Genomic DNA, 25848 nt, shown 5'->3' on the forward strand with positions numbered 1-25848 from the left:
CGCGTGGAAGAATTCAACCGTGCAGAAGCCCTACGCGGCTGCCGTCGCAGCGACCGTCGGCGCTCACCTGGCGTACCTGCTGTACGTGCCGAGCGGAGGTTTCCTCGCGTTGCGCTGGCCGAGGACCATCGTGGTGCACGTACCGGCGGTTGCCTGGGGCGTCGCGGTCGTGGTGTTCGAACTGGGCTGCCCACTGACGTCACTGGAGTCCTGGGCGCGCCGGCACGCGAACATGGATCCGCTACCGACGTCGGGGTTCATCGACCGCTACGTCACGGGACGATTCGTGCCCACCGGCCGCGTCGGGGCCGCACAGACGGTGGCCTTCACCGCCGCCGTTGTCTCATGGGGCGTATTCGCCCGCCGCGCCGTTGGCCGCGGGAGTCGCGGCGTGCCGACCGCCGGTTGACCGCCGCCGCACCGCCCACAGCACACCGGCCAGCAGCAGGACCGCCAGCACGATCACGGTGGGCCACATCGCCAACTGCGCAAGCCACAAACGCCGTTGCAGGCGCAGCACTTTGCGCTCCGCGCGCCGCGCGCGCCGCGTCGTCTCGATCAAGGTCATCGCCACATCAGATACCCGGGGCGCGCCCGTTCAAACCGGCACGCAAGGCCATGGGCCTCGCTCACCCAGCTGCTTAACCATTCAATTGATGAATCACTGAATCCTCAAGACCGACGATTCGGGTCCGCCTGCCGCGGGAATGCCATACGCCAACGGGGGGAGACAGCGATGAACGACGGGGCCGGTACCGACGCCGAAAGCGTTGCGCAGGCGGTAGGACGAGTGACTGAGGCGCTGGAGACCATCGAGCGCGCCCGCGGAAACCTATATTCCTTCCACCAGCTCACCGGTCGCGCCGACCTGCAGCTCGACGAGGCGGTGACCCGACTGCACGAAACCGGCCATGCCGACCTGGCGCAACACATCAGCCGAGAGCTGATCGGGCGCAACGTCCTGCCCGGCAGGTGGAGCTTCCAGGTCGTCGAGGATTACGACGACGGCTATTACCGATGTTTCAGAGAAATCGAACAGCTGGTGCGAGACCGGCTCACCGGCGGTCGCCGCCACGTCCACGAAACCGCCATGAAGCAGCGCCGGCGCACCGCGGGCCACCCCGCCCACACAGCATCACCCAGTGACAAACCGGCGAAAGGTGAATCGCGATGAGCGACAACGAATTCAAGAAGGGCGACAAGGTCGAGTGGCAAAGCCACGGCACCACGGTGCGGGGCACCGTCGAGGGCAAGATCACCTCCTCCACCGAAGCCGCCGGGCGCACGGTGCGGGCATCCGAGGACGAGCCGCAGTACAAGGTGCGCAGCGACAAGACGGGCGCCGACGCGGTGCACAAGCCAGGTGCGCTGCGTCACGCGAAATGACACGCGCCAACAGCACTACGAGGACTCACCATGACCGACGACGACAACACCACCACCTGGGACCGCTTTCAGGACACCGTCAACATGACCGCGCGCGAGCTGGAGAAGTGGCTCGACACCGACGAATCGAAGACCGTGGGCCAAAAGCGCGACGGTGACGAATCCACGGGCCACGCCAGTGGCCGGCACATCGTCGCAATACTCAAGGCCAAACGTGCCGACCTCACCGAGGCCGACCACGCGCACATGCGAAAGGTCGTCGGCTACGCCAGGCGCCACCTGGCACAACGTCCGCGCGGCGAGATCGACGAGAGCCCGTGGCGCTACTCGTTGATGAACTGGGGCCACGATCCCGCAAAGTCCTGATATTGCCCGCTCGGCGCGGCTGAGCCGCGGCGAGGTCCTACGTCGCAGGTGCCGTAGGCTGATGGCCACCGATTGCACCGGCAACGCTGCGGGGCGTGTTTGCTCTCAGCGTTGGCCTGCAACGGGCTACACAGGAGAAACGCCCGAGCGTTTCGCCGGCCGCGGATGGCGGTCGCCGATACGCTGGCCAGCGTATCTTCCACGAAGGATGCGGGAAAGTGACCAAGCGCGCCACCGACAACCGATCAGACCGAGCCGAACTCGAGAAAATGATGTCGGCCGACATGCGTGCGATCACGGCGCAGTCCGACCGCATCGGCCGCCACTTCGCCCGCCAAAACGCCGTCAGTGGCACGGACTTCCACGCGTTGCTGCACATCATGGTCGCCGAAACGGCCGGAGAACCGTTGACCGCGGCGCAGCTGCGACGGCGCATGGACGTGTCACCGGCGGCGATCACCTATCTCGTCGATCGCATGATCGACGCCGGCCACGTCCGGCGCGAACCCGATCCCCAGGACCGGCGTAAGACCCTGCTCCGCTACGAGAAACCGGGGATGGCGCTTGCCCGGTCGTTTTTCACTCCCCTTGGCGCTGAGCTGCATACCGCGCTCGCCCACCTTCCCGATCGCGACCTGGCGGCGGCGCATCGGGTGTTCACCGCGATGATCGAGGCGATGGCCGGCTTCGAATCCCGACTCGCCACACCGAGTCCCAAGACACCCCCCGCCACCGAACCGAAGCGCGCGACGGCAAAAGGCCGTCGCAGTCCGGCAAAACGCGGCGTTTAGTGCACCGGCCGCTCGGCCGCGCAGCCCAGTAGCCGCTGCTCGATCAGGTCGGCGCCGCGGGCCACACCTCCCGTTGCGGCGAATCCGGCGGCCACCCGGTGCGCACCCTCGACCATCGTCATCGCCTCGCGCACCTTGGCCCGCAACCGGGCCGGGGTGAGCCTCTTGGCGGCCAGTCGGGTACCGCACCGGGCGACCTCCACCCGCCGCGCCACCTCGGCCTGGTCGCGCGCGAAAGGCACCACACAGACCGGCACGCCGCGATCGAGCGCCTTCAGCGTCGTGCCCATTCCCCCGTGGGTGATGGCGCAGTTGGCCTTGTCGAGGATGGCCGCATGCGGCACGAATCGGCAGACGGTCGCGTTCGCCGGTCGTGGCAGACCGGCGGGTATGCCGGCCGGGAACGTCGCCACGACGTGAACGTCCTCGTCGGCCAGCGCCCGCAGGGCGGTTCGCCCCAGGGACTCGTCGGCCTGCCGGAGCGAGGAGGTGTTCACCAGCACCGTCGGGCGATCGATGGCCTCGATCCACTCCGGTGTCACCGTCGGTGCGGGCTCGAATACGCAGGCGCCGATGTGGTACACCACACCGGCCCAATCGGGATGCGGATACTCGAAGGGCTCTCCGCCGGCGGCCAGCACCAGGGGCGCGCGCCGCATGAGGCCGTCCACCGACGCCACCGATGGCACGCCGAGCTCGGCACGAATGGCGTTGACCCGGGGCAACATTGGCCGGTCGAACAGGTGCCTGACGATCGGTCGCACCGTGGCGTCGCGGATCTCACCGGCCACGCCCGGCAGCGGACGCATTCCGGGACCGAACGGCGGCACTCCCCGGGACCGCAGATACGGCGTGAACGGCGAAAAGAGCAGCCACGGGATGTCACCGGCGTCCGCGACCGACAAGGCACCCCAGCAGTTCGCGTCGACGATGACCGTGTCCGGCCGCACCGCGACCACCGCACGCCGGAAGTCGTCGACTTCCAGCACCGCACGCCGGCAGAGCACGTCGATCGATAATTTCAACACTTCCAGCGCGTTTCGCGCCTGCCAATCGTTTCCGGAAATGGATTCGATCTCCGGGGCGACCGGCTCGGCGTGCACACCGACCGATCGCATCGTCGAGACACCGGCCGACATGGTGCGCAGATGAACGTCATGGCCGCGCCGGGCCAGCTCGGCGAGCAACGCCCCAGTCGGCAGCAGATGCCCCAGGGCCGGCGAGCCGTACGCCAGGATGACAGCCACGTCGCCCGAACCTACGCGGTGAGGCCGATACCGCGCAGGCCGGCCAGGTTCGCGGCACCGCAGCCGTGCAGGCAGACCCGAAGCTCGTCGATAAACGGCTGCAGCCAATCAACAACGGCGGCAGTCGATTCGATCGCCGCGGGCAGCAGCGGCCGCGCCACCGCCACCACATCGGCACCCAGTGCGAGCGCCTTGGCCGCGTCCATACCGGTGCGGATGCCACCGGAGGCCACCAACGGGATCGTCGGCAGCACCTCACGAACCTCCACGATCGCGCGGGCGGTGGGAATGCCCCAATCGGCCAGGTGCGGATAGCGCAGTTCGCCGTACCGGACGAACTGCTCGACTCGCGACCACGATGTTCCCCCGGCACCCGCGACATCGATTCCCGCCACTGGCAATTCGCCTGCCGCGCCGGCAAGCTCCGCGGCCGCCGCGCCACCGATCCCGTGGCCGACCTCTTTGAGCAGCACCGGATAATCGATCGTGTCGGCGGCCTCGCGCAACCGGCTCAGCGATCCGGAGAAATCGGTGTCGCCGTTGTGCTGCATCGCCTCCTGGAGCGGATTGGTATGCACGGCAAGCGCATCCGCGCCCACCCGGTCCAGGGCCCTGGCCAGATCCGGCACGGCGTTCTTCGTCAATTGCGCCAGGCCGATGTTGCCGAACAGCAAGACATCCGGGGCGACATCGCGCACCGCGAAGCTGCCCGCGGCGCGCTCCCCCAGCGCACTGTCCAACATGATCCGCTGTGAGCCCAGCATCATGCCCAGACCCAGCTGTTGGGCGGCCGCGGCCAGATTCCGGTTGATGGTTCCGGACAACTCGGCGCCCCCGGTCATCGCACCGATGAGTATCGGAGACCGCAAACCGGCACCGAAAAAGCTGGTGGACAAATCGATATCGCCCAGATTCGTCTGAGTCAGCGCGTTGTACGGCAATTCATAGCGCTCCAGCCCGGTGGTGACGCCGTCATAACCGACCGGCTCGTTCAGGCAAACGTCGATGTGCCGCCGTTTGCGGGTTTTCATCTCCCCCCGGTCAGCGGTCATCGCCGGTGCCCTCTCCCGTCCGACACCGCACCCGCCCAGCGTTCATACTGTCCATAGTGCCCCCTCGTGCGTACCGCCGGCGCGCCAGTTTGGCAATGCGTCATTTCAGTTGATTAATGTTTAACAAACTGAAAGGGTTATTGTTGTGTGGGATCGCTTGGCCGCCGCTGTGACCGGCCGCCGTTCTTGGCTGATCGCGCTGGTCACCGCCGTGCTGGGGATCGGCCTGATGGCCCTGATCGGCGGCAACGCGGCCGCGGGCCAGTCCCCGCAATCCGTCCCAGTGGACTCGCAATCCGCGCAGGTCGAGCGGCTGGCCAGGCAGTTTCCCGGGGGTGACAAGGCCCCGCTGATCGTGGTGTTCAGCCGCGCCGATGGCGCCGTGCTGAGCCCGCCCGACATCGCTTCCGCCCAGGCCGCTCGCGACCGGGTGCGGGACGCCGCGCAGCCCGGAGCCGGTTCGGCGGCGGCGCCGCTGGTGGTGTCGCAGGAGAGCAAGGCCGCGCTGGGCGTGGTGCCCATCAGCGCCGGGTTGTCGGGGCTGGCCCTGGGCCACGCCGTGGCCACGCTGCGCACCGCCGCGGCCGACGGCCTGCCCGCGGCTCTGCAGGTGCATGTGACGGGTGGCCCGGCGTTCGGTGCGGACATCGCCAGCGCGTTCACGAACGCGAACATCACCCTGCTCGCGGTGACGACGGCGGTGGTGGCCCTGCTGCTGATCGCCACGTATCGCTCGCCCGTGCTGTGGCTGGTTCCGCTGCTCGTGGTCGGGTTCGCCGATCGAGTGGCCGCCGCGGTCGGCACGGCGGTGGCATCGCTGACCGGGCTGAGCTTCGACGGCGCCACCTCCGGAATCACCAGCGTGCTGGTCTTCGGCGCCGGCACCAATTACGCCCTGCTGCTGATCTCCCGGTACCGCCAGGAGCTCCGCCACCATTCCGCGCACCGCGCCGCGCTACGTCGGGCAGTGCGCAGGGCCGGGCCGGCCATCGTCGCCAGCAACGCCACCGTGGTCCTGGCGCTGCTCACCCTGCTGTTCGCGTTCACCCCGAGCACCCGCAGTCTCGGCGCGCTGGCGGCGTGCGGACTTGTGGTCGCCGCGATTTCGGTGCTGGTGATCTTGCCCCCGCTGCTGGCCGTGTGCGGCAGGCGACTGTTCTGGCCGTTCATCCCGCACGCCGGGGACGACGAGACCCTGGACTCCGGAGCGTGGCGCCGCGTCGCGGAATGGGTGAACCGGCGTCCCGCGCTGGTTGCGGCGGTCGCGGTCGCGGTGCTGGCGGCCCTGGGCACCGGCCTGCTGGGAACCCGGATCGGTTTGTCACAAACCGAGCAGTTCCGGGTGCGCGCCGACTCGGTGTCCGGCTACAACGTTGTGGCCCAACACTTTCCGGCTGGCCTGGCCAATCCGACGCTGGTCGTTGGTTCCAACGATCACGCGTCGCCCGTGCAGCAGGCGATCAAGGCCACCCCCGGTGTCGTCTCGGTGACCGAGTCCGGCCGGTCCGAGTCCGGGCTGACGCAGTGGTCGGTGGTGATCGACGCGCCGCCGTCGTCCAAGCGGGCGTTCAGCGTCATTGCCGCGCTTCGGGATTCGACCCGCGCCGCCGACCCCGCCGCGCTCGTGGGCGGGGCCGACGCACAGGCCCTGGACATTCGTGACGCGGCGACGCATGACCGGGTCTTGCTGATCCCGGCGATCCTGGCCGTCATTCTGATCGTCCTCTACGTGTTGTTGCGCTCGGCGCTGGCGCCGCCGACACTGCTGGCCGCAACGATTCTGGGCGCGCTCGCCGCGCTGGGCCTCGGCGGCTGGGCGAGCCTGCATGTCTTCGGCTTCCCGGCGCTGGACAACACCACCCCGTTGTTCGCCTTCCTGTTCTTGGCGGCCCTCGGCGTGGACTACACCATATTTCTGGTCACCCGCGCCCGCGAGGAAGCCGCGCGGCACGGCGCCCGCGCGGGGATGGTGCGCGCGGTGTCGGCCACCGGCGGCGTAATCACCAGCGCCGGAATCGTTTTGGCCGCGGTGTTCTGCGTGCTCGGGGTGTTGCCGTTGATCGTCCTGACCCAACTGGGGATCATCGTCGGGCTGGGAATCCTGCTCGACACCTTCGTGGTGCGCACCCTGGTCATCCCTGCACTGTTCGCCCTCATCGGCGATCGGATCTGGTGGCCCACCAACCCCGTCCACCCCGAAGCCGTTGATCGACAAGTAGATCGGAAACAACAACCAGAACGGAGCACGACGTGAACAGGTCGATCCTGGCCGCGACCAGCCTTGCCGTCACCGCCGCCGCAGGCGCCGGAAGCATTGCCAGCGGCGGCGCCATGTCCAGGTGGTACTCGCGGCTTCGCAAGCCCTCCTACCAGCCGCCCCGCGCCGCCTTCCCCACGGTGTGGACCACGCTCTACGGTGACATCGCGGCCACGTCGGCCGTGGCCATCGACCGGTTTCGCGAGACCGGGCAGCGGGACAAGGCGCGCAACTACGCCGTGGCGCTGACGGCGAACCTGCTGCTGAACGCCGGATGGAGCTGGCTGTTCTTCCGGTACCACAAACTCGGCGCGTCCGCGATCGGTGCCGCGGCCCTCGCCGTCAGCAGCGCCGATCTGGTCAGGCGCACGGCCGAGGCCACCCCGCGCGGCGGCCTGGCCCTGCTGCCCTATCCGGTGTGGTGTGGCTTCGCGACCATCTTGTCCACCCACATCTGGCGACTGAACCGATAGATCATGCCGGCACTGTTGTGGTTTCGCCGCGATCTGCGGTTGCGTGACAATCCGGCGCTCATCGCCGCGGCCGAGAACGATGAGGTGCTCGCCTGCTTCGTGCTCGATCCGCGCCTGGAGAAGTCGTCGGGACAACGCCGGCTGCAGTACCTGGGTGACTCGCTGCGGCGGCTGCGCGACGACCTTGACGGCCGGCTGCTGGTCACCCGCGGGCAACCGCACACGCAGCTTCCCCTGATCGCCAAGGAAATCGCCGCGTCGTCGGTGCATATCTCGGAAGACTTCGCGCCCTTCGGAAAGCGCCGCGACGAGCGGGTGCGCGCGGCACTGGATTCGGTGCCGCTGGTGGCGACGGGGTCGCCGTATCTGGTCTCGCCCGGCCGGGTCACCAAGCCGGATGGTTCGCCCTACAAGGTGTTCACCCCGTTTCTGCGCCAGTGGCAGAAGACCGGCTGGCGCGGGCCGGCGAAGTCGAACGCCAAGTCCGCACGCTGGCTGGACCCGGCCCAACTGCGGATCAAGCAGTGCGAGATCCCCGATCCCGGGCCCGAGCTCGAGGTGGCCGCCGGCGAAGCGGCGGCGCGCAAACAATGGAAGTCGTTCGTCGACAACGGATTACCGAGCTACGGCAAGGACCGCAACCGGCCCGACCTGCAAGGGACCAGCCGCATGTCGGCGCACCTGAAGTTCGGCGCCATCCATCCCCGCACCCTGGTCGCGGACCTGGACCTGCGCAGCGGGGGTGCGCAAGCCTTCTTGCGGGAGTTGGCTTTTCGCGACTTCTACGCCGACGTGCTGCACCACTGGCCGGCCAGCACCTGGCGCAACTGGAACGGCGATTTCGACGGCATCCAGACCGATACCGGTGCCGAAGCCGAACGCCGCTTCGAGGCGTGGAAGGCCGGCGAGACCGGGTTTCCCTTCGTCGACGCCGGGATGCGTCAGCTGCGCGAAACCGGATTCATGCACAACCGGGTGCGGATGATCGTTGCCTCGTTTCTGGTCAAAGACCTTCACCTGCCGTGGCAATGGGGGGCCGGATGGTTCCTGGACCAGCTGGTGGACGGCGACATGGCGAACAATCAGCATGGCTGGCAGTGGTGTGCGGGCTGCGGTACCGATGCCGCGCCCTATTTCCGGGTGTTCAACCCGATCACGCAGGGCGAGAAATTCGACCCGTCGGGCGACTACATCCGGCGCTGGGTGCCCGAACTGCGCTCGGCCGACGACGTGCACCTGCGCAAGGGCGAGCGGCCGGATGGCTACCCCGCGCCGATCGTCGACCACGCCGCCGAGCGCACCGAAGCGCTGCGGCGCTATCAGAGCCTCTGATTCGCTTCGCCACCGCGACGCCGGCGGCGGCCCGGCGAACCGACGTGCGGCGTTTGCCGGCCCGCTAGCGCCCGCGCTAGCGGATTCGAAAAGCGACTTATGGTGCAGCAACGTTACTGATGTGACGCGAGTGGCCCTTGGTGGGCGAGAACCGCAGCAACGGCCATTCCCGCCGGCAGGCGTTTGCTGAATCGTCCTCCCCAAGCCGATCGGCGTGCCAATATCAGCCAATTCGTCGTCGGCAAGCCATTCGGGAGGCACCATGCCCAACTCCATCATCCGTGCGCTGCTGATCGCGGGCGCCGCAGCCGGACTCGGCGCGGCCGTCGGCGCCTGTTCGTGTTCCGTCGGGTCGTCGCACTCGGTGAGCAAGAGCGACGTCGCCGGCCAAATCACCGCCAAAATGACCGACGCGGCCGGCAACAAGCCCGAGTCGGTGAACTGCCCGACCGATCTGCCCGCGAAGGTCGGGGCGCAGATCAACTGCGACATGAAGGTCAAAGACCGGCCCTTCAACGTCAACGTCACGGTGACCAGCGTCGACGGCAAGGACGTCAAGTTCGACATGGTGGAGACCGTCGACAAGAACCAGGTCGCCAGCGCGATCAGCACCCAGGTCGGCCAGCAGGTCGGCAGGAAGCCGGACGCGGTCACCTGCCCCGACAACCTGAAAGGCGTTGCGGGAGCGACGCTGCGGTGTCAGCTCACGGACGGCACCGACAAGTACGGCGTGCTGGTGACCGTGACGGACGTCGACGCCGGCGACGTCAACTTCCACTTCAAGGTCGACGAGCAGCCGCAGGCGGCAGGCTAGCGGGCGGCCTTCTTGCGTTCGATGTCGGCCAGCGCCGCCGCCAATTCGGCGCGCTGCGCGGCCGAGCTCTCCCAGGCGAGCTGGCGGTTCTTGACCACCTTCGCCGGCGCGCCGACCGCGATCGAATAGTCCGGGATCACCCCGCGGACCACCGCGTGAGACCCCAGCACGCAACCCCGCCCGACGGACGTGCCGCGCAGCACCGACACCTTGACGCCCACCCAGGTGTCCGGACCGATCCGCACCGGGGACTTGACGATGCCCTGGTCCTTGATCGGCAGGTCGATGTTGTCCATGCGGTGGTCGAAATCGCAGACGTAGCACCAGTCGGCCATCAACACCGAATCGCCGAGCTCGATGTCGAGGTAGGCGTTGATGACGTTGTCGCGACCCAGCACCACCTTGTCGCCGAACCGCAGCGAGCCCTCATGGGCGCGGATGGTGTTCTTGTCGCCGATGTGCACCCACCGGCCGATCTCGAGCTGCGCGAGCTCGGGCGTCGCGTGGATCTCCACGCCCTTGCCGAGAAACACCATGCCCCGGGTGATGATGTGCGGGTTGGCCAGCTTGAACTTCAGCAGCCGCCAGTAGCGCACCAGGTACCACGGGGTGTACGCGCGGTTGCGCAGCACCCATTTCAGCGAGGCCAGCGTGAGGAACTTGGCCTGGCGCGGGTCCCGGAGGTTCGATCCACGCCAGCGGCGATGGACCGGTGCACCCCACATGCTCGTCATGGCCGGACAGCCTAACTCGGTCAATCGCGAGCCCGCGAACCGCCACGGGTTACCCTCACCTGTACTCGATTGCCGCCCATGCCGATGTCCGCGGAAAGGATCTGGGGAATCCAAGTGCTTGCCCGACAACTCGTCAGTGGGCTCCGGCGTCGGTCATCCGCAGTGCTGGCGGCTGTGCTCGCGGTCGTGCTCGCGGTCGTGCTCGGCGCGTGCGGCAACACCGACTCGTGGGTCGACGCCTCGGCCGCGCAGGGCTGGCCGGCGCAATACGCCGACGCCGCCAACAGCAGCTACACCACCACCGGCGGGGCCACCAAGCTCTCGCTGCAGTGGACCCGGTCGGTCAAGGGAAGCCTGGCCGCCGGGCCGGCGCTCAGCGCGCGCGGCTATCTGGCCCTCAACGCCCAGACCTCGGCGGGATGCTCGCTGATGGAGTGGGAGAACAACAACAACGGGCGGCAGCGCTGGTGTGTGCGGTTGGCCCAGGGCGGCGGCTTCGCCGGCCCGCTGCTCGACGGGTTCGACAACCTCTACGTCGGCCAGCCCGGAGCGTTCCTGTCCTTTCCGGTGACCCAGTGGACGCGGTGGCGTCAGCCGGTGATCGGCATGCCGACCACGCCGCGGTTCATCGCTCCGGGCGAGCTGCTGGTGGCCACGCACCTGGGACAGGTGCTGGTCTTCGACGCCCATCGCGGCCAGGTGGCCGGGAGCCCGCTGGATCTGGTCGACGGCGTGGACCCCACCGACGCGGCGCGCGGGCTGGCCGATTGCGCCCCTGCCCGCCAGGGTTGTCCGATCGCGGGCGCGCCCGCCGTGTCGACCGGCAACGGCATGGTGGTGCTCGGCGTCTGGCAGCCCGGCGCTCCTGCCGCGGGCCTGGTGGGGCTGAAGTACCACCCCGGGCAGTCGCCGCTGCTGAGCCGCGAATGGACCAGCGACGCCGTCGGCGCCGGTGTCATCGCCAGCCCGGTGCTGTCGGCCGACGGCTCGACCGTCTACGTCAACGGCCGCGACCAACGACTGTGGGCGCTGCGCGCCACCGACGCGAAAGTGAAATGGTCGGCGCCGCTGGGCTTCTTGGCGCAGACGCCGCCCGCGGTCACCCCGCAGGGGCTGATCGTGGCGGGCGGTGGGCCGGACACTCGGCTGGCGGCGTTCAAGGATGCCGGTGATCACGCCGATCAGGTGTGGCGCCGCGACGACGTGCTGCCGCTCTCGACGTCGAGCCTGGCCGGCACGGGCGTCGGCTACGTGGTGGTCAGCGGGCCACCGGCGAACGGCGCCCCCGGCATGTCGCTGCTGATCTTCGACCCGGGCAGCGGCCGCACGCTGAACAGCTATCCGCTGCCGGCGGCTACCGGCTATCCGCTGGGGGTGTCGGTCGGCACCGACCGCCGGGTGGTGGCCGCCACCAGCGACGGCCAGGTTTACGGTTTTGCGCCGGCCTGACCGGGACATACTTCTGGGGTGCCGATCGACGAGCCAGCGACGCGCGGCGTCGCGATGACCAAAACCGCGGCAAGCCCCCGGGCCAGCACCGCCGACGTCGTGGCGACGTCCGTCTTGCTGGTCATCCACGGCGGCCTCTACACGGCGAGCTTCGTGCTGCTGGGCCTGCTCGTGATGAGCACCGACCCGTGCGGTTCCCAGAAGTGCGGCGATCCCGCCTGGGTCGACCGGGCCATGAACCTGGGCACCTGGGGCGGCGCCGTCCTGTTGGTCGTCGACATCGTGGTCGCCGTGTATTTCCTGGTGCGGCGGAACCGGGCCTTCTTCATCCCGCTCATCGGATGCGTCGCGCAGGTGGTGCTGGTCATCGTCGCCGCGGCGATGGAGATACAGGCCGGGCCGGTCTGAGCCGTCAGAGGGTGGCGACGCGCTAGATGGCCAGCGGCGGGATGGCGTTGCGCGGCACCTGCGCCTGCAGCGGCCCGCCGAAGGCCGGCAGCATCTCGCCCGGGGCGAAGTAGAAGATCAGCTGATCGTCGGTGATGGCGAAGTTCTGGTAGTGCGTCGGGTCATGTCCCGTCGACGGCAAAATCGCGGCGCCCAAAGGGGTTTGGCGTTCCAGGTCGCGCTGCACGATCGGGAAGATCGCGTCCAGCGGCGCGGGACCCGGGGGGAACAGGTTGTCGAAGGTGATGGGCTGCTTGGTCCCGAGGTTGTAGTTGAACGCCTTGTACCAGATCGACGGGTGCGCTCCCCCGACGTCCTGGAAGAACTTGAGCACGACGCTGCGGGTGTTGTGCGGCGGCTGCCCGGCGCCGTGCTGTTCGGTGGTGGCCTCGAGTTGGTAGGGCTGGTCGCGTCCCCCGGAACTCTGCGCGACGGCGACGAAGCCGTCCCGGTTCTGGGTGATGTAGTCGGTCAGCGCCTGCCCGTCCGGGTAGTCGGCAGGAAAGGTCATGTCGAGCATGTAGTTGGGGCCGGTGGCGTGCAGATGGCACATCTGGCCGGCCTCGATGCTGCCGCCCAGACTGGCGCACGACGGAGGCTCGGCCGCGGCCGGCGCGCCCGCCAAGACCGCCGCCGTGAGCAGCGCAGCCGCTATCGAATAACGCATCGTGGAATTGTCCTCGCAAACTAGCCAGGGCTTCTGGCCCGGGGAAGTGACGCCGCCAGCGTACCCGGCGCTATCGGGAGGGCCGGCAAACGAACGCCATCGCCCGGCTGGCGCTCCGCGCACCGATGCGGGCGATGACCACCGACAGCGATCGGCTCCCGCGCAGCCGCATCCGTCTACGCAGCGCGTCCGGGTCCACCCGCACCCCGCGCACCAGGACCTCCAGCGACCCGCAGTCCAGCGCCGCCAGCGCCTGGCGCAGCCGTCGTTCGTCGAAGACCAGCTGGTCGAGCACCTCGAATCCGCGGTCGGCCGCCGGCAGCCGATCACCGGACAGGTAGGCGATGTCGGGATCGAGCTGCCACAGCCCGTGCAGCGCGCCATAGTGGCGCACCAGCCCGGCCCGGACCACGGCCCCGTCCGGGTCGACGATCCACCGCCCGACCGGCCGCACCGGGCAGTCGTCGGCGTCGGTGTCGGTGAGCTGCTCACCGCGATCCAGGAGGGTGGCCCGCCGGCCCACACCCGGCCGCGCCAGTCCAGCCGACCACAGGCACGCTTCCCGGACCGAACCGCGATACGACGTCACCTCGATCTCCCCGGCGAAGCCCAGGCGCCGCACCTCATCGAAATCGACTCCGGGAGCACACTTTACGACGAATTCCCGGCCGCGGTAGGTGTCGAGCAACGCGCCCAGGCCGGGCTGGTAGTCCTCGATGCGCAACCGGCGCCGGCCCTGCACGCGCCGGGCCGGGTCGACGACGAGCACGGCGTCGCGGGTGACCGGGTGCAGCGCGTCGGCGCGGCAGATCCACGCCGCCTCCCCCACGTTGTGGCGCGCCATCGCGAGGCGCACCGGATCGATATCGCTGCCCACCGCCGCGATCCCGCAGCGGCTCAGCGCGGCGAGCTCGGTGCCGATCGAGCAGGTCGCGTCGTGCACGACGCCGCCCCGACCGGCCAGCCGGCCGGCCCGGTGCAGGGCCACCGGCGCCGCGGTGGCCTGCTGCAGCGCCTCGTCGGTGAACAGCCAATCCGACGCACCCAGCTCGCCGAGTTTTTCGGCGGCGCGGCGACGCAGCAGGACCGTCTCCACCAGCACCGCCGCCCGGTCGCCGAATTGGGCACGCGCGGCGGCGACGTCAGCGATCCGGGTGGCGTCCGTCAGTTCGAGTTCGGCGACCGCCGCCAGCGCCGCGGCACCCGCGCGCGACCGCAGATAGGCGACGTCGTCCGTGCTGAATGGCAGCCCAGCGCTCAGGAGGGTTTGACCCCGGTCACCATCACGTTGTAGAACCAGCCCTTCGGGACCACCCGGCGCCACACGTTGGCGTCCACCCAGCTCAGCGTCTTCCAGCCGTTGAAGGCGAATTTCGCCCAGCCCCAGCCCAGGCGTCCGGGCGGTACCGACGCCTCGAAGGTGCGCACCGGCCAGCCGAACATCGCGGCGGTGAACTCTTCGCTGACGGTCCGCACTTCGGTGGCGCCGGCGCTGGCGGCCATCCGCTCCAGGTCGCCGGGGGTGAAGGTGTGCAGGTCGACGATCGCCTCCAGCGCCGCGGCCCGGGAGGATTCGTCGAGCTCGGCCTGCGGGCGCCGCCAGCCACCCAGGCCGGGCAGCTTGGTGACGTTGGTGGCGATGCGCCAGGTCAGGGTGGACAACTCGCGGGCGTAGACGTCGCCAGCGCTGGTCGGTTCGCCGGCGAAGACGAACCGGCCGCCCGGGCGCAGCACCCGGATCACCTCGCGCAGCGACAGCTCCACATCGGGAATATGGTGCAGCACGGCGTGCCCGACGACCAGGTCGAAGGTGTTGTCCTCGTACGGGATGCCCTCGGCGTCGGCGACCCGGCCGTCGATGTCGAGCCCCAGCGACTGCCCGTTGCGGGCGGCCACCTTGACCATGCCCGGCGACAGGTCGGTCACCGACCCGCGCCGGGCCACCCCGGACTGGATCAGGTTCAGCAGGAAAAATCCTGTGCCGCAACCCAATTCGAGGGCCCGGTCGTAGGGCAGCTCGCGCAGCACCTCGTCCGGCACGATGGCGTCGAAGCGGCCGCGGGCGTAGTCGATGCAGCGCTGGTCATAGGAGATCGACCACTTGTCGTCGTACGTCTCGGCTTCCCAGTCGTGGTAGAGGACCTGGGCCAGCTTGCTGTCGTGCCGGGCGGCTTCCACCTGCTCGGCGGTGGCGTGTGGCGTCGGGACGGCGTCGGTCGAACTGGTCATGCAGGGCAGCCTAACGGCCGCCGGGATCCGCCAGGTCGCCGCCGCCCTGAGCAGCGGAGAACACCTCGACGTAGCGCCGGCGTTCGGCGGCGAGCCGCTCCGGCGGCTCCAGGTCGAAGACGTCGTTGATCCCGGCCTTGGCGGCGGCCAGCGCGTGGCGCGGCCCGTCGAGAAAACGGCGCGCCCACGCGGCGGCGGCGTCGTACACGTCGTCGGGGGCCACCGTCTCGTCGATCAGGCCCAGCGCCAGGGCTTCGTCCGCGTCGAAGAAGCGGCCGCTGAACACCAGCTCCTTGGCCTTGCTCGCGCCGGCCACCCGGGTCAGGCGGGCCATCGCGTCGCCGCCGGGCACCAGGCCGGCCAGGATTTCGGTCGCCCCGAACTTCACGTTGTCCCCGCTGATCCGCCAGTCGGCGGCCAGGGCCAGCGTGAGACCGGCCCCCAGCGCGTATCCGGTGATCGCGGCGACGGTCGGCTTGGGGATCGCCGCCACGGCGTCGACGGCCTCCTGCCGGACCCGCGCCACGCTCTCGGCCTCGGAGCCCCGCAGCGTCCGCAGCTCGGGCATGTCGTCGCCCGCGGAGAAGATCTCGTGGCCACCGAACAGGATCACCACCGCGACGTCGTCGCGGCGCCCCAGTTCCCCGGCCGCCGCGATGACCTCCCGATACACCTGGCGGGTCATGGCGTTCGTCGGCGGGCGCGACAGCAGCAGCATGGCCAGCCCGGCGTCCTGCGAGCCGTCGCTGACCACCACGCTGACGAACTCGCTCAATGCCGCCATCCCAGGCCGCCCGCTTCCCGCGCCTGGTGATACCGGTCGGAGTCGAAGAACTCGAACACCCAGTTGTCGCCCTGGATCTCCAGATTCGGCTGCACCGGCACGATTTGGCGCTCCACGGCCAGCACCTCGGCGACGGTCCGCCCGGCCAGCGAATCCAGCTGCGTCCACGTCGGAGGCAGCAGGAAGCTGCGGCCGGCCTTGAAGTCGTCGATGGCCGCCTCCGGCGTCGTCCAGCCCGCCCGGTCGGATTCGGTGTTGTCCCCGTCGGCGCGCTGCCCCTGCGGGAGGGCACCCACGAAGAAATAGGTGTCGTAGCGCCGGGTGCGCTCGGCCTCCGGCGTGACCCAGTTGGCCCACGGCCGCAACAGATCCGAGCGCAGTTCGAGGTTCTCCCGGCGCAGGAAGTCCGCGAATGACAATGTCCCGTCGGCCAGCGCGCGGCGGGCCTCGCCGTAGACCGAGGCGTCGCCCACTATGCCGTCTGGGTCGCCCGCCGGCCCGGCGAACAGCACCCCCGACTCCTCGAACGTTTCGCGGGCCGCGGCGCAGACCAGCGCCTCGGCCAGGTCGGGTTCGATGCCGAAGCGCTGGGCCCACCACTGCGGTGGCGGGCCGGCCCACGCGATGTCGGCGTTGCGGTCGCGGTCGTCGACACCGCCGCCGGGGAACACCATGGTCCCCGCGGCGAACTCCATCTTGGCGTGCCGGCGCATCAGGAAGACCGCGATACCGCCCGGGTCGTCGCGGATCAGCATCACGGTGGCGGCCGGCCGCGCGATCAGCGGGGCTTGGTCGGGTGACGTCATAAGGGCCTCCGGTGGGCTGCGCGGGTACGGACTCGCCGCGCGAAATAGCGCCCGTCGACGACCTCGAGGGCGATCGCTTGGCCGAACGCGGTGGACAGATTCTCCGACGTCATGACGTCGGTCAGCAATCCCGCGGCGACCACCTCGCCCTCCGCGAGCAGCATGCAGTGGCTGAACCCGGGCGGGATCTCCTCCACGTGGTGGGTGACCAGCACCAGGGCGGGGGCGTCGGGGTCGGCGGCCAGGTCGGCCAGCCGCGCGACCAGTTCCTCGCGGCCGCCCAGGTCCAGGCCGGCGGCGGGCTCGTCGAGCAGCAGCAGCTCGGGGTCGGTCATCAGCGCGCGGGCGATCAGCACCCGCTTGCGCTCACCTTCCGACAGCGTTCCGTAGGTGCGGTCCGCGAGGTGCTCGGCGCCCAGGCTCTCCAGCATGTCGATCGCGCGGCGGTAGTCGACGTCGTCGTAGCGCTCCCGCCACCTGCCCAGCACCGCGTAGCCGGCCGAGACGACGAGATCGCGCACCACCTCGTCGGTGGGTATCCGCTGCGCCAATGCCGAGGAGCTGAGCCCGATCCGGGACCGCAACTCGGTCACGTCGACCCGGCCCAGCCGCTCGCCGAGCACGAAAGCGATGCCGGACGAGGGATGTTCGGCCGCCGCGGCGATCCGCAGCAGCGAGGTCTTGCCGGCCCCGTTGGGCCCGACGATCACCCAGCGTTCGTCGAGTTCGACCGCCCAATCCAGCGGCCCGACCAACACGTTGCCGCCGCGGCGTAGCGACACCTGCCGGAAGTCGAGCAGCAGATCGGGATCGGCTGCCTCGCTGGTGTGGTCGGCTTCGGGCACCCGACCATCGTGCCGTACCGCGGCGCTCGAATACCTGTCGGGTCGCCGCCCCTGGGATCGCTACGGGGTCGGATGCGTAGCGACCCGACGCGCCCGGCTTCGCCGCGCTTGCGATCGCTACGGGGTCGGATGCGTAGCGACCCGACGCGCCCGGCTTCGCCGCGCCTGCGATCGCTACGGGGTCGGATGCGTAGCGACCCGACGCGCCCGGCTTCGCCGCGCTTGCGGTCGCTACGGGTTGGGCGGGATATCCACCCGGCGGACCTCACCGTCGACCGCGTCGGCGGCCTCGATCTCCCCGCGCGTCACGCCCAACAGGAACAGCACCGTGTCCAGGTAGGGGTGGCTCAGCGACGCGTCGGCGACCTCCCGCAGCGCGGGCTTGGCGTTGAACGCGATCCCCAATCCGGCCGCGGCCAGCATGTCGATGTCGTTGGCGCCGTCGCCCACGGCGACGGTCTGCGCCATCGGCACCCCGACCTGGTCGGCGAATTCCCTTAGCGCCGTGGCCTTTCCGGCCCTGTCGACGATGGGGCCGATCACCCGGCCGGTGAGCGTGCCGTCGACGATCTCCAGGTCGTTGGCCGCGACATAGTCCAGCATCAGCTCCTCGGCCAACGGCTCGATGATGCGGCGAAAGCCCCCGGACACCACGCCGCAGGCATAGCCCAACCGCCGCAGGGTCCGCAGCGTGGTGCGGGCGCCGGGCATCAGCTCGAGCTGGTCGGCGACCTCGTCGATCACGCTGGCGGGCAGGCCCGCCAGCGTCGCCACCCGTTGCTCCAACGACTGCGCGAAGTCGAGCTCGCCGCGCATCGCGGCCTCGGTGATCGCGGCGACCTTGCCCTCGGCGCCGGCCCGGGCCGCCAGCATCTCGATGACCTCGCCCTGCACCAGCGTCGAGTCGACGTCGAACACGATGAGCCGTTTGGCCCGTCGTTCCAGGGTGTAGTCCTCGACCGCGACGTCGACCTGTTCCTCGCTGGACACCCGGTTCAGGACGGTCCGCAGGGCCCCGTCCGCGCCCGGCGGCACCGAGACCCGCAATTCCAGGCCGATCACCGGGTAGTCGGAGACACCGCGGATCAGGTCGATGTTGACGCCCAGCCCGGCCGCCTCGCGGGCCACCGCGCCGAACGCGCTGGCGGTGATGGGCCGGCCCAGCACGAAGATGGTGTGGGTCGAGGGATCTCGCATGATCGGCACGTCGTCGCTGCGCTCGATGCTGACGTCGAGACCAACCTTGCGGATGGCTGATTCGACGTCATCGCGCAGCTGCGCGCTATCGGCGACGTCGGCCGGGCAGCACACCAGCACGCCCAGCGTCAGGCGGTGCCGGATCACCACCTGTTCAACGTTGAGCAGTTCGACCCCGTGCCGCGACAGCGCCTCGAACAGGGTGGCCGTCACGCCTGGTTGATCCACGCCGGTGACGGTGATCAACACCGACACCTTGAGTGGTGAGTTCACTCCCGACAGCCCCCGTCAGGCCATCAGCTGCGGACCTGGACGTCATCCAGTCTGGTGACGTCCTTGTCCGTAGGCCCGTGCGCGCGGCCCACGTGCGCCTCGGCGCGCAGCCGCTCCACCATGTGCGGGTAGTGCAGCTCGAATGCCGGTCGCTCCGAACGGATTCGGGGCAGCTCGGTGAAGTTGTGCCGCGGCGGCGGGCAGCTGGTGGCCCACTCCAGGGAGTTGCCGTAGCCCCACGGGTCGTCGACGGTGACGACCTCGCCGTAACGCCAGCTCTTGAAGACGTTCCAGACGAACGGGAACATCGACGCGCCCAGGATGAAGGCGCCGACCGTGGAGACGACGTTGTACGGCTGGAAGCCGTCGCTGGGCAGGTAGTCCGCGTAGCGGCGCGGCATGCCCAGGTCACCCAGCCAGTGCTGCACCAGGAAGGTGGTGTGGAACCCGATGAAGGTCAACCAGAAGTGCAGCTTGCCCAGCCGCTCGTCGAGCAGCCGGCCGGTCATCTTCGGGAACCAGAAATAGATGCCGGCGTAGGTGGCGAACACGATGGTGCCGAACAGCACGTAGTGGAAGTGCGCCACCACGAAGTAGGTGTCGGTGACGTGGAAGTCCAGCGGCGGGCTGGCCAGCAACACACCCGTCAGGCCACCCAGCAGGAAGGTGAGCAGGAAGCCCACCGAGAACAACATCGGCGTCTCGAAGGTGATCTGGCCCTTCCACATCGTGCCGATCCAGTTGAAGAACTTGATCCCGGTCGGCACCGCGATCAGATACGTCATGAACGAGAAGAACGGCAGCAGAACGGCTCCGGTGGCGAACATGTGGTGCGCCCACACCGCGACCGAGAGCGCGGCGATCGACAGCGTCGCGTACACCAGGGTGGTATAGCCGAAGACCGGCTTGCGCGAGAACACCGGGAAGATCTCGGTGACGATGCCGAAGAACGGCAGCGCGATGATGTACACCTCGGGATGGCCGAAGAACCAGAACAGGTGTTGCCACAACAAGACTCCGCCGTTGGCGGCGTCATAGACATGGGCGCCCAGATGTCGGTCGGCGGCCAGCCCGAACAGCGCCGCGGTCAGGATCGGGAACGCGATCAGGATCAGGATCGAGGTCACCAGGATGTTCCAGGTGAAGATCGGCATCCGGAACATGGTCATGCCGGGAGCGCGCATGCACACCACGGTGGTGATCATGTTGACCGCACCCAGGATGGTGCCCAGACCCGCGACGATCAGGCCGGTGATCCACAGGTCTCCCCCGGCGCCGGGCGAGTGAATGGCGTCGGACAGCGGCGTGTAGGCCGTCCAGCCGAAGTCGGCGGCCCCACCCGGGACGATGAAGCCGGACGCCGCGATCAGCCCGCCGAACAGGAACAGCCAGTACGAGAAGGCGTTCAGCCGCGGGAAGGCCACGTCGGGCGCACCGATCTGCAGCGGCAGCACCAGGTTGGCGAAACCGAACACCACGGGTGTGGCGTACAGCAGCAGCATGATCGTGCCGTGCATGGTGAACAGCTGGTTGAACTGCTCGTTCGACAGGAACTGCAGCCCGGGAGCGGCCAGCTCGGTGCGCATCAGCAACGCCATCAGCCCGCCGATGAAGAAGAAGCCGAAGCAGGTGACGGTGTACATGATGCCGATCATCTTGTGATCGGTGGTGGTGATCAGTTTGTAGACGAGGTTCCCTTTGGGGCCCATGCGGTCCGGGTACGGACGAACGGCCTCGAGTTCTCCCAAGGGGGGCGCTTCGGCTGTCAACAGCTTCTCCAAACATCCAGATCGGACACTGGCCCAAAAGGCGGTATTGGAACGAATCTTAGCCGTCGATCATGACGACGTCAGGGCTGGTCCTACAAACTGTCGTAAATGGCTCACCGGTGCGGTGTGTCCGTCGGCGCGGCGCCGGGCGGGGCCGGATCGTGGCGACCCGCGTCGCCCGCCTTCGCCGCGCTCGCGATCGCCACGGGGCCGGATCGTGGGGGCCGGATGTTAGCGTCTGACGCGTGTTGTTCGGCGCGACCAGACCCGCCCTACCGGCCGCGTTGGCGGCGGCGGTCGTGCTGGCATGCAGCGGCTGTGGATCCGACAAACCCGCCGGGCAGACGTCGACCCCCGCGCTGATCACCCCCACCACCCAGATCGCCGGCGCCGGGGTGCTCGGCAACGACCGCCGGCCCGACGACTCGTGCGCACGGGACGCCGCCGGTGCCGACGCGGGGTCCGCCAAGCGGCAAGTCCACAACGCGGCGGGAGCCGAGCCGGACGTCGTGGCGGTGCCCGCCGATCCGCAGCGCATCGTGGTGCTCTCCGGTGACCAGCTCGACACGTTGTGCGCGCTGGGTTTGCAGTCGCGGGTGGTCGGCGCGGCGTTGCCGGACGGATCCTCGAGTCAGCCCGCCTATCTGGGCGGCGCGGTGCACGCCGTGCCCGGCGTCGGCACCCGGTCCCACCCGGACGTCAACGCGATCGCGGCGGCCCACCCGGACCTGATCCTCGGATCGCAGGGATTGACGCCCACCTTGTATCCGCAGCTGACCGCGATCGCCCCGACGGTGTTCACCGCCGCACCGGGCGCGGCCTGGGAGGACAACCTGCGCGCCGTGGGAGCGGCCACCGGCCGCGGCGCCGCGGTGGACGCGTTGCTCGGCGGCTTTTCGCAGCGGGCCACCGACATCGGCGCGCGGCATGACGCCTCCCACTACCAGGCGTCGATCGTGCAGCTGACGGCCAACACCATCCGGGTGTACGGCGCCAACAACTTCCCGGCCAGCGTGCTCGGGGCGGTCGGGGTGGACCGGCCGGCCGCCCAGCGGTTCACCGACAAGCCCTACATCGAGATCGGCGCCACCGACGCGGACCTGGCGAAGAACCCGGACCTGTCCAGTGCTGACGCCGACGTGGTGTACGTGTCCTGCAACACCCCGGCCGCCGCCGACCGGGCCGCGGTGATCCTGGACAGCAACCCGTGGCGCAAGCTGTCCGCCAACCGCGACAACCGGGTCTACGTCGTCAACGACGAGATCTGGCAGACCGGCGAGGGCCTGATCGCCGCGCGCGGCATCGTCGACGACCTGCGCCTGGTGAACGCCCCGATCAACTGACGGCCGACGGCCGGTACGCCAGTCATAACGTGATGTTCGCCCCGTCCGATGGCGGCGGAACCTTTACCTTAGCTAAACTTCTTGGCGACGTATCGAAATCGAAGAGGGATTTGCATGAGCACAGTTTCGGCGTACGCGGCCACCTCGCCGACGGCACCGCTGACCAAGACCACCATCGAGCGGCGTGAGCCGGGTCCGCACGACGTGGCGATCGGCATCAAGTTCGCCGGAATCTGCCACTCCGACATCCACACCGCCAAAGGCGAATGGGGCACACCGAATTACCCGCTGGTGGTGGGCCACGAGATCGCCGGCGTCGTGACCGCGGTGGGCTCCGAGGTGACCAAGCACAAGGTGGGCGACCACGTCGGGGTGGGCTGCATGGTGAACTCCTGCGGCCAGTGCCGCAGTTGTCAGGCTGGCCTCGAGCAGTACTGCAGCCGGGGCACGACCTTCACCTACAACGCCACCGACAGGGACGGCACGACCACGCAGGGCGGCTACAGCCAGGCGATCGTCGTCGACGAAAACTTCGTCCTGCGCATCCCCGACTCGCTGCCGCTGGACAAGGCGGCGCCGCTGCTGTGCGCGGGCATCACACTGTTCTCGCCGCTGCGGCACTGGAAGGCCGGTCAGGACACCCGCCTGGCGATCATCGGCCTGGGCGGGCTGGGCCACATGGGCGTCAAGCTCGGCGCGGCGATGGGCGCCGAGGTGACGGTGCTGTCGCAGTCGCTGAAGAAGATGGAGGACGGGCTGCGCCTGGGCGCCAAGCACTACTACGCCACCGCCGAGCGCGAGACCTTCAAGAAATTGCGCAACAGCTTCGACCTGATCCTGAACACCGTTTCGGCGAACCTGAACCTCAACGACTATCTGAGCCTGCTCGACGTCGACGGCACGCTCGTCGAATTGGGCATTCCCGAGCACCCCATGGAGGTGGGCGCGTTCTCACTCGCGCTGGCGCGCCGCAGCCTGTCCGGGTCGAACATCGGCGGCATCGCTGAGACCCAGGAGATGCTGGACTTCTGCGCCGAGCACAACGTGACGCCGGAAATCGAGCTCATCGACCCCGACTACATCAACGAGGCCTACGAGCGCGTCCTGGCCAGCGACGTGCGCTACCGCTTCGTCATCGACATCTCGAAGCTGTAGGGCGAGGGCGCGCTACACCCCGACGCCCGAAGCTCCTTCGGGAGCGTGACCCCGGGCGGCGATTTCGGCCGCCTCTCCCCACTCGTCACCGGGAATGACCTCGCTGACGTCGATGCCCGCCAGCGGCCAACCGACGGCGGCCAGCGTGGCGGCCACCCGGATGATGTTCTCCGGCCCGGCGTCGTAGTGGGTCATGTCGGAGATGAAATGCGCGATCTCGTCGCGGTCGATCACACCGTCGGCGATCGCCGGGGATCCGTCGGCGGTGATGTTGCGCACCACCTCGGCGATCTGCTCTTCGGTCAGCGGGGTGCTGCGCAGCAGGGCCAGCAGCGGCACGCGGTCGGGCCCGGGGACGCCCTCGGGGTAACCGGCGCGCAGCCAGCGCAGCACCGAACGGCAGAAATTGCTGGTATGCGAGGCGGCGGTATTCGTCACCCACACAGTGTCAGGGCAGCCTTGTCACCCGCGCCAGCTGGCCGTGACGCCATGCACACAATTCATGCGTCGTTCACGCTCTTGTTCATGTCCGCCCGGTGGTCGACGCCTTTGCGGCGCACGGGTGGCCACGAAACGAACGACGATGCCCCGGGCACGGGTCGATATGCGAAAACTCCCATCCACGCATACGCGACCCGTGCCCGCCGAACGGCCTACTCACGGGGCACAACGCGTCAACGTCGGCCGGCGGACGGCGCGATCGCGTAAGCGACGGCAGCGCGGCCATCGCCGATAGGCTCGGTGAAAGGTTGAGGCCGCAGCCTGTCGACGTGTGCCGCGCCCTGCGATTGGGGCGGCTCAGCCGTAATCATTTGGGAGACAAGTGCAATTCGATGTAATCGCCACCGCAATGACCGCGACGGGGGCGCCCCTGATCGTCTCCGGGATACTCGGGGTCGGCGAGATTGCCGTCGGCGCCTATCAGCACCAACGCGCGAACAAGGTCGCCGGAAACCTCAACATAGTCGCGGGGGGCCTGGGCCTGTTGGCCGCAGTCGGCGCCACCACCGGACAACTCGAAATCGCCCTTCCCGCAGCGGTATTGGGCGGCGTAGCGGTCGGCGTCAACCTGATCAACCAGACCCGCCAACAGCGTCAGCAGAGCGCATAGCCGTTAGCCCGCCATCGATTTGACGCTGTCGGTACCGGCGGCTCGGGTTCACTCCCCCGCGGGCGCGGCGTCACCGCCGCGGCGAGCGGGTGCGTTCCCCGGACTCCGCGTCGGAGCCGCCTTCGTCCTCGGTGGCCTGCGGGGGCTGTTCGTCGCCTTCTGGTGGCGGCTGTTCGGCGGTGGTCACGCGTTCTCCGTCCAAACGATGAATTCGCGTGTCAAGTACCCGGGTTTGCCGCGGCGAAAACTCCTCCGCCGACTTGCTAGAAGTCCCAGTCCTCGTCCTCGGTGACGACGGCCTTGCCGATCACGTACGAGCTGCCCGAGCCGGAGAAGAAGTCGTGGTTCTCGTCGGCGTTGGGTGACAGCGCCGACAGGATGGCCGGGTTGACGTCGGTCTCGTCGCGCGGGAACAGCGCCTCGTAGCCGAGGTTCATCAGCGCCTTGTTGGCGTTGTAGCGCAGGAACTTCTTGACGTCCTCGGTCAGCCCCACCTCGTCGTAGAGGTCCTGGGTGTACTCCACCTCGTTGTCGTAGAGCTCGAAGAGCAGCTCGTAGGTGTAGTCCTTGAGCTCCTGTTTGCGTGCGTCGTCGACCAGGGCCAGGCCGCGCTGGTATTTGTAGCCGATGTAGTAGCCGTGCACGGCCTCGTCGCGGATGATCAGCCGGATCATGTCGGCGGTGTTGGTCAGCTTGGCCCGGCTCGACCAGTACATGGGCAGGTAGAAGCCGGAGTAGAACAGGAAGCTTTCCAGCAGCGTGGAGGCCACTTTGCGCTTGAGCGGCTCGTCGCCCTTGTAGTACTGCATGACGATCTCGGCCTTGCGCTGCAGGTTGGGGTTCTCCTCCGACCAGCGGAAGGCGTCGTCGATCTCGGCCGTCGAGCACAGCGTGGAGAAGATGTTGCTGTAGCTGCGCGCGTGCACCGACTCCATGAAGGCGATGTTGGTGTAGACCGCTTCCTCGTGCGGGGTCAGCGCGTCGGGAATCAGGCTGACCGCGCCGACCGTGCCCTGGATGGTGTCCAGCAGCGTCAGGCCGGTGAAGACCCGCATGGTCAGTTGCTTCTCCCCGGGCGTCAGCGTCGCCCACGACGGCAGGTCGTTGGACACCGGCACCTTCTCGGGGAGCCAGAAGTTGCCGGTCAGCCGGTCCCACACCTCGGCGTCTTTTTCGTCTTGCAGCCGGTTCCAGTTGATCGCCGAGACGCGGTCGATCAGCTTCATGTTGTCGGTCACCAGAACCCCACTTCACACACCGTTTTCGCCTGAGGGATCTCAGGCTCCAGACACTACCCCTGGGGTGCGACAACCCAGCGGAA

General features: G+C 68.8%; 28 protein-coding genes. 14 read left to right on the forward strand and 14 right to left on the reverse strand.

The window, feature by feature from the left end; all coding sequences use genetic code 11:
* Positions 1-19: 19 nt before the first annotated feature.
* The gene (locus A5688_RS26660) at positions 20-409 is read left to right on the forward strand and encodes a DUF2784 domain-containing protein (RefSeq protein ID WP_242660319.1); all 390 of its coding nucleotides are present in this window, start codon (positions 20-22) and stop codon (positions 407-409) included.
* Here A5688_RS26660 and A5688_RS04280 read toward each other — a convergent pair.
* Positions 344-568, reverse strand: coding sequence for a hypothetical protein (locus tag A5688_RS04280; protein WP_067827381.1), 225 nt, complete (start codon positions 566-568; stop codon positions 344-346). The two genes, A5688_RS26660 and A5688_RS04280, sit on opposite strands and share 66 nt — an antisense overlap.
* Before the next feature lie 168 nt (positions 569-736).
* Between A5688_RS04280 and A5688_RS04285 the strand changes: the two genes are divergently transcribed.
* The 4 genes from A5688_RS04285 to A5688_RS04300 all read left to right on the forward strand — a co-directional run bounded on the left by A5688_RS04285 (position 737) and on the right by A5688_RS04300 (position 2543).
* Complete coding sequence (locus tag A5688_RS04285) at positions 737-1174, forward strand: hypothetical protein (RefSeq protein WP_067827384.1); 438 nt, start codon at positions 737-739, stop codon at positions 1172-1174.
* Positions 1171-1386, forward strand: coding sequence for a DUF2945 domain-containing protein (locus A5688_RS04290; RefSeq protein ID WP_067827387.1), 216 nt, complete (start codon positions 1171-1173; stop codon positions 1384-1386). The genes A5688_RS04285 and A5688_RS04290 overlap by 4 nt, the downstream gene beginning before the upstream one ends.
* A 30-nt stretch (positions 1387-1416) precedes the next feature.
* Positions 1417-1752 carry a DUF3140 domain-containing protein gene (locus A5688_RS04295; RefSeq protein WP_067827390.1) on the forward strand — a complete coding sequence of 112 codons (336 nt, stop codon included), beginning with the start codon at positions 1417-1419 and terminating at the stop codon, positions 1750-1752.
* Between the two features lie 218 nt (positions 1753-1970).
* Complete coding sequence (locus A5688_RS04300) at positions 1971-2543, forward strand: MarR family winged helix-turn-helix transcriptional regulator (RefSeq protein ID WP_067827393.1); 573 nt, start codon at positions 1971-1973, stop codon at positions 2541-2543.
* Here the strand turns inward: A5688_RS04300 and A5688_RS04305 are convergent.
* Positions 2540-3790 (reverse strand): glycosyltransferase, encoded by a 1251-nt coding sequence (locus A5688_RS04305; protein WP_067827396.1) that lies wholly within the window; start codon positions 3788-3790, stop codon positions 2540-2542. The two genes, A5688_RS04300 and A5688_RS04305, sit on opposite strands and share 4 nt — an antisense overlap.
* Before the next feature lie 11 nt (positions 3791-3801).
* Positions 3802-4842, reverse strand: a complete 1041-nt coding sequence (fni, locus tag A5688_RS04310) for a type 2 isopentenyl-diphosphate Delta-isomerase (protein ID WP_067827399.1) — start codon at positions 4840-4842, stop codon at positions 3802-3804.
* 145 nt (positions 4843-4987) lie between these two features.
* On the opposite strand from fni, the gene A5688_RS04315 reads away from it, so the two are divergent.
* The 4 genes from A5688_RS04315 to A5688_RS04330 all read left to right on the forward strand — a co-directional run bounded on the left by A5688_RS04315 (position 4988) and on the right by A5688_RS04330 (position 9718).
* Complete coding sequence (locus tag A5688_RS04315; protein WP_207546596.1) at positions 4988-7096, forward strand: MMPL family transporter; 2109 nt, start codon at positions 4988-4990, stop codon at positions 7094-7096.
* Positions 7093-7572 carry a TspO/MBR family protein gene (locus A5688_RS04320; protein ID WP_067912101.1) on the forward strand — a complete coding sequence of 160 codons (480 nt, stop codon included), beginning with the start codon at positions 7093-7095 and terminating at the stop codon, positions 7570-7572. The genes A5688_RS04315 and A5688_RS04320 overlap by 4 nt, the downstream gene beginning before the upstream one ends.
* 3 nt (positions 7573-7575) lie before the next feature.
* Positions 7576-8904 carry a cryptochrome/photolyase family protein gene (locus A5688_RS04325; protein ID WP_067827407.1) on the forward strand — a complete coding sequence of 443 codons (1329 nt, stop codon included), beginning with the start codon at positions 7576-7578 and terminating at the stop codon, positions 8902-8904.
* A gap of 262 nt (positions 8905-9166) precedes the next feature.
* Entirely contained in the window at positions 9167-9718 is a 552-nt protein-coding gene (locus tag A5688_RS04330) for a DUF4333 domain-containing protein (protein ID WP_067827410.1), read from the forward strand.
* On the opposite strand, the gene A5688_RS04335 is transcribed toward A5688_RS04330, so the two are convergent.
* On the reverse strand, positions 9715-10452 hold the full coding sequence (locus A5688_RS04335; RefSeq protein ID WP_064952277.1) for an acyltransferase: 738 nt from the start codon (positions 10450-10452) through the stop codon (positions 9715-9717). The genes A5688_RS04330 and A5688_RS04335 overlap by 4 nt on opposite strands.
* 84 nt (positions 10453-10536) lie before the next feature.
* On the opposite strand from A5688_RS04335, the gene A5688_RS04340 reads away from it, so the two are divergent.
* Both A5688_RS04340 and A5688_RS04345 read left to right on the forward strand, forming a co-directional pair.
* Entirely contained in the window at positions 10537-11901 is a 1365-nt protein-coding gene (locus tag A5688_RS04340; protein ID WP_431602671.1) for a PQQ-binding-like beta-propeller repeat protein, read from the forward strand.
* Positions 11902-11919: 18 nt separating this feature from the next.
* Complete coding sequence (locus A5688_RS04345) at positions 11920-12309, forward strand: DUF6264 family protein (RefSeq protein WP_067912103.1); 390 nt, start codon at positions 11920-11922, stop codon at positions 12307-12309.
* A 22-nt stretch (positions 12310-12331) separates the two neighbouring features.
* On the opposite strand, the gene A5688_RS04350 is transcribed toward A5688_RS04345, so the two are convergent.
* The 8 genes from A5688_RS04350 to ctaD all read right to left on the reverse strand — a co-directional run bounded on the left by A5688_RS04350 (position 12332) and on the right by ctaD (position 20918).
* A complete protein-coding gene (locus A5688_RS04350) occupies positions 12332-13015 on the reverse strand; it encodes an esterase (protein WP_067827416.1) in 684 nt (227 codons plus the stop codon).
* Between the two features lie 70 nt (positions 13016-13085).
* The gene (locus tag A5688_RS04355; protein WP_082955139.1) at positions 13086-14315 is read right to left on the reverse strand and encodes a THUMP-like domain-containing protein; all 1230 of its coding nucleotides are present in this window, start codon (positions 14313-14315) and stop codon (positions 13086-13088) included.
* Positions 14273-15244 carry a class I SAM-dependent methyltransferase gene (locus tag A5688_RS04360; RefSeq protein ID WP_067827424.1) on the reverse strand — a complete coding sequence of 324 codons (972 nt, stop codon included), beginning with the start codon at positions 15242-15244 and terminating at the stop codon, positions 14273-14275. Before A5688_RS04360 ends, A5688_RS04355 begins: the two co-directional genes overlap by 43 nt.
* Positions 15245-15254: 10 nt before the next feature.
* A complete protein-coding gene (locus A5688_RS04365) occupies positions 15255-16019 on the reverse strand; it encodes an enoyl-CoA hydratase (protein WP_120312270.1) in 765 nt (254 codons plus the stop codon).
* Positions 16016-16834 (reverse strand): NUDIX hydrolase, encoded by an 819-nt coding sequence (locus tag A5688_RS04370; protein WP_067827430.1) that lies wholly within the window; start codon positions 16832-16834, stop codon positions 16016-16018. Before A5688_RS04370 ends, A5688_RS04365 begins: the two co-directional genes overlap by 4 nt.
* Entirely contained in the window at positions 16831-17679 is an 849-nt protein-coding gene (locus A5688_RS04375) for an ABC transporter ATP-binding protein (RefSeq protein WP_067827434.1), read from the reverse strand. Before A5688_RS04375 ends, A5688_RS04370 begins: the two co-directional genes overlap by 4 nt.
* 231 nt (positions 17680-17910) lie before the next feature.
* A complete protein-coding gene (gene serB, locus A5688_RS04380) occupies positions 17911-19149 on the reverse strand; it encodes a phosphoserine phosphatase SerB (RefSeq protein ID WP_068268061.1) in 1239 nt (412 codons plus the stop codon).
* A 23-nt stretch (positions 19150-19172) separates the two neighbouring features.
* Positions 19173-20918 carry an aa3-type cytochrome oxidase subunit I gene (ctaD, locus tag A5688_RS04385; RefSeq protein ID WP_067912186.1) on the reverse strand — a complete coding sequence of 582 codons (1746 nt, stop codon included), beginning with the start codon at positions 20916-20918 and terminating at the stop codon, positions 19173-19175.
* Between the two features lie 245 nt (positions 20919-21163).
* Here ctaD and A5688_RS04390 point away from each other — a divergent pair, with 245 nt between their 5' ends.
* Positions 21164-22261 carry an iron-siderophore ABC transporter substrate-binding protein gene (locus tag A5688_RS04390; RefSeq protein WP_067827441.1) on the forward strand — a complete coding sequence of 366 codons (1098 nt, stop codon included), beginning with the start codon at positions 21164-21166 and terminating at the stop codon, positions 22259-22261.
* 114 nt (positions 22262-22375) lie between these two features.
* On the forward strand, positions 22376-23416 hold the full coding sequence (locus tag A5688_RS04395; RefSeq protein ID WP_067912111.1) for an NAD(P)-dependent alcohol dehydrogenase: 1041 nt from the start codon (positions 22376-22378) through the stop codon (positions 23414-23416).
* Positions 23417-23428: 12 nt separating this feature from the next.
* Here the strand turns inward: A5688_RS04395 and A5688_RS04400 are convergent, their stop codons facing one another.
* Positions 23429-23854: a DUF3349 domain-containing protein gene (locus A5688_RS04400; RefSeq protein WP_067827515.1), complete on the reverse strand. Its 426-nt coding sequence runs from the start codon at positions 23852-23854 to the stop codon at positions 23429-23431.
* A gap of 385 nt (positions 23855-24239) precedes the next feature.
* On the opposite strand from A5688_RS04400, the gene A5688_RS04405 reads away from it, so the two are divergent.
* The gene (locus A5688_RS04405; protein ID WP_131811905.1) at positions 24240-24527 is read left to right on the forward strand and encodes a hypothetical protein; all 288 of its coding nucleotides are present in this window, start codon (positions 24240-24242) and stop codon (positions 24525-24527) included.
* A 263-nt stretch (positions 24528-24790) separates the two neighbouring features.
* Here A5688_RS04405 and nrdF read toward each other — a convergent pair whose 3' ends face one another.
* Positions 24791-25765 (reverse strand): class 1b ribonucleoside-diphosphate reductase subunit beta, encoded by a 975-nt coding sequence (gene nrdF / locus A5688_RS04410; protein WP_207546597.1) that lies wholly within the window; start codon positions 25763-25765, stop codon positions 24791-24793.
* Between the last annotated feature and the right edge of the window lie 83 nt (positions 25766-25848).

Source organism: Mycobacterium mantenii, assembly GCF_001667865.1.
GTDB lineage: Bacteria > Actinomycetota > Actinomycetes > Mycobacteriales > Mycobacteriaceae > Mycobacterium > Mycobacterium mantenii_A.

Coding starts and splice junctions, on each gene's coding strand:
- A5688_RS04290 (WP_067827387.1), top strand. CDS start 1,171: ATGAGCGACAACGAATTCAAGAAGGGCGACAAGGTCGAGTGGCAAAGC.
- A5688_RS04295 (WP_067827390.1), top strand. CDS start 1,417: ATGACCGACGACGACAACACCACCACCTGGGACCGCTTTCAGGACACC.
- A5688_RS04325 (WP_067827407.1), top strand. CDS start 7,576: ATGCCGGCACTGTTGTGGTTTCGCCGCGATCTGCGGTTGCGTGACAAT.
- A5688_RS04340 (WP_431602671.1), top strand. CDS start 10,537: ATGTCCGCGGAAAGGATCTGGGGAATCCAAGTGCTTGCCCGACAACTC.
- A5688_RS04350 (WP_067827416.1), bottom strand. CDS start 13,015: ATGCGTTATTCGATAGCGGCTGCGCTGCTCACGGCGGCGGTCTTGGCG.
- A5688_RS04360 (WP_067827424.1), bottom strand. CDS start 15,244: ATGACCAGTTCGACCGACGCCGTCCCGACGCCACACGCCACCGCCGAG.
- A5688_RS04335 (WP_064952277.1), bottom strand. CDS start 10,452: ATGACGAGCATGTGGGGTGCACCGGTCCATCGCCGCTGGCGTGGATCG.
- A5688_RS04280 (WP_067827381.1), bottom strand. CDS start 568: ATGACCTTGATCGAGACGACGCGGCGCGCGCGGCGCGCGGAGCGCAAA.
- fni (WP_067827399.1), bottom strand. CDS start 4,842: ATGACCGCTGACCGGGGGGAGATGAAAACCCGCAAACGGCGGCACATC.
- A5688_RS04330 (WP_067827410.1), top strand. CDS start 9,167: ATGCCCAACTCCATCATCCGTGCGCTGCTGATCGCGGGCGCCGCAGCC.
- A5688_RS04285 (WP_067827384.1), top strand. CDS start 737: ATGAACGACGGGGCCGGTACCGACGCCGAAAGCGTTGCGCAGGCGGTA.
- A5688_RS04395 (WP_067912111.1), top strand. CDS start 22,376: ATGAGCACAGTTTCGGCGTACGCGGCCACCTCGCCGACGGCACCGCTG.
- A5688_RS04370 (WP_067827430.1), bottom strand. CDS start 16,834: ATGACGTCACCCGACCAAGCCCCGCTGATCGCGCGGCCGGCCGCCACC.